The sequence below is a fragment of the Streptomyces sp. UH6 genome (assembly GCF_013421635.1).
Taxonomy (GTDB): domain Bacteria; phylum Actinomycetota; class Actinomycetes; order Streptomycetales; family Streptomycetaceae; genus Streptomyces; species Streptomyces abyssomicinicus.
In genome coordinates, this window is the sequence record NZ_JACADT010000433.1 from 1 (window position 1) to 4,657 (window position 4,657).

Annotated in this window: 3 protein-coding genes; 1 reads left to right on the top strand and 2 read right to left on the bottom strand. The window is 71.4% G+C overall.

The window, feature by feature from the left end; genetic code table 11:
* Positions 1-47 precede the first annotated feature (47 nt).
* Both HW445_RS19250 and HW445_RS19255 read right to left on the bottom strand, forming a co-directional pair.
* Positions 48-2,840 (bottom strand): glycosyl hydrolase, encoded by a 2,793-nt coding sequence (locus HW445_RS19250; protein WP_180222233.1) that lies wholly within the window; start codon positions 2,838-2,840, stop codon positions 48-50.
* Positions 2,841-3,062: 222 nt separating this feature from the next.
* Positions 3,063-4,259 (bottom strand): FAD-dependent monooxygenase, encoded by a 1,197-nt coding sequence (locus HW445_RS19255; protein ID WP_180222234.1) that lies wholly within the window; start codon positions 4,257-4,259, stop codon positions 3,063-3,065.
* A 179-nt stretch (positions 4,260-4,438) separates the two neighbouring features.
* Here HW445_RS19255 and HW445_RS19260 point away from each other — a divergent pair.
* On the top strand, positions 4,439-4,657 hold a 219-nt coding region (locus HW445_RS19260), incomplete at its 3' end, for a GntR family transcriptional regulator (protein WP_180222235.1).

The following is a 4,657-nucleotide window of genomic DNA, read 5'->3' on the forward strand; positions in this document are numbered from 1 at the left end:
GGGGACCCGGTGACCGCCGCCGCTTCCGCGGTGCCCGTCGGACGGCGTCAGCCGAACGGGATCACCACCACGGAGGAGTCGGAGTTCGTCTGGAGCCTGGAGGTCGCGTTGCCGATCGCGCTCCAGACCTCCAGCCGGACCGTCCCGCCCCGCAGGTCGCCCAGCGTGCCGGTGGCGGACCTCAGGCCGCGGGTCTGGTCGTAGCGCTCCCAGCCCGTCACCGGGTCGGTGGCGAAGTAGTGGTACGTCTCCGTCCGGTCGAAGGTGCCGTCACCGGTCAGGTCGTAGCTGATCCGGGCCTGCTGCCCGAGACCGACCGCGGTGCCGGCGTCCACGGCCAGGCGGAAGGAGGTGGAACCGCCCGAGGTGAGCGTGCCGTTGACGCCCTTCACCTCGTAGACCAGCGGCTGGTAAGGGGTGCCGTCACGGTTGGTGCCGCCGGCCGAGGCGATGGTGTCGCTGCCCGCCGAGCCGTCGGTGGCCGTGGTGAGGACGCCGCCGGTCCGCAGCCGGAAGGTGTTCCCCGACGCCGGGGGAGTGCCCGGGTCGGTGCCCCCGGCCCCGGTGGCGGTCGCCGTGGACCGCGCGGGCACGCTCAGCGTGCGGCCGTCGGAGAAGGTGACCGTCCGCGCGCCGGAGCCGTGGTTGTGCGCCACGTAGGTGCGGGTGCCGTTCTTGGCGAAGACGGCCGAGGTGGGGAGGTCGCCGGTCACCGAGGTGTCGGGCGCGCCCAGCGTGTCGAGCCCGGTGAGCCAGTGGTAGGTGTGCGCCTTCGACTCGCCGTCCTCCGGGGTGTAGTTGCCGTTCTGCGCGTCCCACTTGGCCTTGGCCGTGGCGGGGTCGGCCAGCGACTGGAACTCCCAGAGGATGTCCCGCCACTCCACCGCGGGCCCGCCGTTCTCCCGTTCCATCTCGGCGAGGTTGCGCCGGATCGCCTCCTTGTGGGCGCCGAGGTGGAGGGCGTTGGCGGCGGTCACCGGGAGGGTGTTGATGCCGTGGATCTCCTCCGGGTTGGCGGTCCACCAGGTGGAGTACGCGCCGCCGCTGCCCCACACCATGCCGAGGGTGTCGTGGGTGTAGGAGCCGGGGAAGACCTGCTGGTCCTTGTCGAACCAGTACTGGGCGATCGCCTCGCTCTCGGTGGTGAGGAGGTAGACGCCGAGGTCGCGCAGCGAACTGTCCCCGGTGGCCGAGCCGTAGAGGACCAGGGCGGCGCTGAGGTTGGTCGACTCCGAGGAGGACTCCTGGTTGTTGCCCGCCGCGAAGCCCTGGTGGCCGGAGGCCCAGCCGTGTCCGGCGTAGACGTCGAAGCCGCGCAGGAAGGGGAAGGAACCGTCGGTGCGGCTCGGGTTGGCGGTGTCGCGGACCAGCGTCTTCACCATGCCGCCCCAGGCGGAGTCGGCGGCCCACTGCGCGTCGTACTGGGCGACGATCGCGGCGGCGTGGACGTAGTAGCCGTAGTGGAAGTGGTGGTCGTTGAGTTCGGTGTCGCTGCCGTAGGAGGCCGGGTAACCGGTGAGGGTCTTCCAGTCCTTGTCGTAGGAGAACTCGTTGGCCCCGCCGGCGGTGAACCAGTCCTGGAGCTTGCCCTTGATCAGGCCGAGCAGCTTGTCGCGGGTGGCGGTCTCACCGATCTGGTCGGAGATGGTGACCAGTTGGGCCAGCTTGCCGAGTGCCTTGCCGGTCCAGTACGTGTCGGTGGCGCCGGAGAACGGGTCCGCGGAGTTCGCGACCTCGTTGACGTACCCGCGCAGGCGGGCCGTGTCGAGCGCGCTGCTGCGCGGGAGCTGGGGCAGCGCCGGGGCCGCCTTCATGGTGGTGCTGAAGGAGGCGCCCTCGCGGACCTTCATCTGGCCGCGCGGCGAGACGTAGGTGTGGGAGGTCAGCGCGTCGGTGGTGTGCAGCCACTGGTGCCGGTAGAGGGCCTGCAGGGCGCCGCGCTCGGTGCCCTCCTTTGCCACGGTGGTCAGCGAGTAGGTGGCCTTGACCGTGCCCGCCGAGTAGCTCCAGTCGACCTTCGACCCGGTGACGAAGCTGAAGGCGTACTTGCGGTAGGTGGCCAGCGCGTCGGTGGACGGCAGCACGGCGAGGGAGAAGTAGTCCTTGCCGGCGAGCCCGGCGGTGATCTCCGTGCCGGAGACGTTCCAGTCGGCGCCGGTGGGGGCGAACAGGGCGTAGTGGTGACCGCCCACGGTGATGCCGAGGACGTTGCCCTGGTCGGAGAAGACGGAGGGCGTGGCGGCGGTGCTGATCCGCGCGTTCCCGCCGGTGCCCTGGGCGTACACGAAGGGCATGCCGTGGCCGATGGTGGTCCGCAGGGTGCGGGTGCCGTCGGACCAGTAGGGGGTGACCGTCCAGTCGGACCAGGCGTCCGCCTTGGTGTCGGGCGAGTTCAGCCCGGCCAGGCCGACCGTCAGGTCCCGCTTGTGGGCGAACTCGTACTGCCGGCCCTCACCGACGATCGCGGGCGTCGTGGGATAGCCGACCTCCAGCCCGCCCGCCACCGCCTGGTAGGTCAGCGGATGGCCGTACATCGGGGTCGAGTACGGGTTGTCGCCGTACCGCTGGAAGGCGAGGGAGGACCACCAGTCGTTGGTGGGGACCGGCTTGCCCTGGGCGGCCGCGGTGACCTTGGGCTTGACCGGCGTGCCGGTGTTGGTGGTGGGCCCGGACGTACCGGAAGGCCGGGTGTCGGAATAACTCCCGGCACCCACGGGAACGGTGGCGGCCGCCGCGGGGGCCGCCGCCGGACCGAGTCCGACGGCGGCCAGCGACGCGGCCACGACCAGCACGGAGGCCGGCCTCAAGGCCCGAAGGGGCCGCAGGGGGAGGGCTGGCATGGAGGACACCTCTTGTCATCACGGGGGTGGCGGGGGGACGTGATGGAACGGGGGGAGGAGCTGTGGGGCGTCACCCGAGAGTTCAGAGAGCGCTCTCAAGTCGCGGGAAACGTAGGGCTCCAGGGGGTGGGTGTCAACACCTGACGCACAGCCGGACGTCGTCCGGGGGCTCCGCCATGGTCGCCCTCCGGCCGTCTGAGAGCGCTCTCAGGCGACGGTTCGTCAGAGCGCGTACGACGGCAGCGCGATGTCCCCGGCCTTCGCGAACTGGGCGGCGAACAGGGACTTCATCGGCCAGCGGGTCATCTGCCGCATCGACAGGTCCCGCAGGCGGATGCCGAGCCGGCCCGAGGGGGCGAACCCCGCGGCGCCCCCGGGCGGAAGCTGCTGGGCCTGGTCGACGTACGGACGCATCACCTCGTCGTACCGCCGGAACGCGACGCGGTGGTCGCCCCCGGCGGCCGCGACCTCCCCGGCCAGCACGTAGGCGCCGACCAGGGCGAGGCTGGTCCCGAGGCCGGTCAACGGCGAGGCGCAGTACCCGGCGTCGCCCAGCAGCGCCACCCGGCCCCGCGACCAGCTGTCGAGATGGACCTGGTCCATCGAGTCGAGGAAGAAGTCCGGGGCGGTGCGCATGGCGCGCAGCAGGCGAGGGGTCTGCCAGCCGACGTGGGCGAAGCGCCGGGCCACGATCTCCCGCTGGGCGTCGACGTCGCGGCGGTCGTAGGCGACGGGCGCGGAGCGGAAGCTGAGGCCGGCCTTGATCTCGCCCGGCAGGCGCCCGGGCCGCGCGGACGCGACCAGGCCGCCGGGAGCGTTGTGCATCAGATACCAGCCGTCGAGTTCCAGCTCGTCGGTGGCGGTGAACCAGGCGTTGTAGAGGCCGAGCGGCCGGACGAACCGCGCCTCGGGCCCGAAGGCCAGCGCGCGCACCACCGAGTGCGGCCCGTCCGCGCCGATCACCAGCCCGAACCGGCGCGGTGCGGCCTTCTCGAAGGAGACCGTGACGCCGTCCGCGTCCTGCGCAAGTTCGGTGACCGTGTCGTCGAAGAGGTACTCGGTGCCGGGCACGGTGGCCTCGTACAGAAGGCGGGCGAGATCGCCGCGGAGGATCTCGATCTCGGAGACGATCCCCTCGCCGCCGAAGGCGTCGGCGGGAACCCGGACGGTGACACGGCCGGAGGCGTCGACGTTCGCGAGTCCCCGCTGGTCCACGCTCTCGGCCCTGGCCCGGTCCATCAGGCCCATCCGCTCGACGACGGTGCGGCCGGCGCCGCGCAGATCCACGGTCTGCCCGCCCGGGCGGGGCTGAGGCGCGCGTTCCACGACGGTGACGGTGAAACCGCCCTTGCGTAGCCAGTACGCCAGGGCGGGACCCGCGATGCCGGCACCGGACACGAGTATCTCGTTGTTCGTCATGGCGGTGAATGTACGCCGTACGCCCAGTGCATCGCAAGCAATAAAATCCCTGCTTGCAAAGCTGGTCGATGTGATGTGCACTAGTGCGTCTAGGGTGCTCGAACGGCGCTCCGGCGCGGATCCGCAGTCTGCGCCGCTAGGATGGACCTCCTCGGAGTGCACTAGTGCGGAGGGTGTTCATGGGTGAGCAGGCGGGGCCGCGGTACAGCCGGATCGTCACCGAACTCCGGCAGCGGATCGAGAGCGGTGAACTGGCGCCGGGCGAGCGCGTGCCGTCCACCCGGGAGATCACCAAGGAGTGGGGCGTCGCCATGGCCACCGCCACCAAGGTGCTCACCGAACTGCGTCACCAGGGCCTGGTGCGGGCCGTTCCCGGCGTCGGGACCGTGGTGGAGACC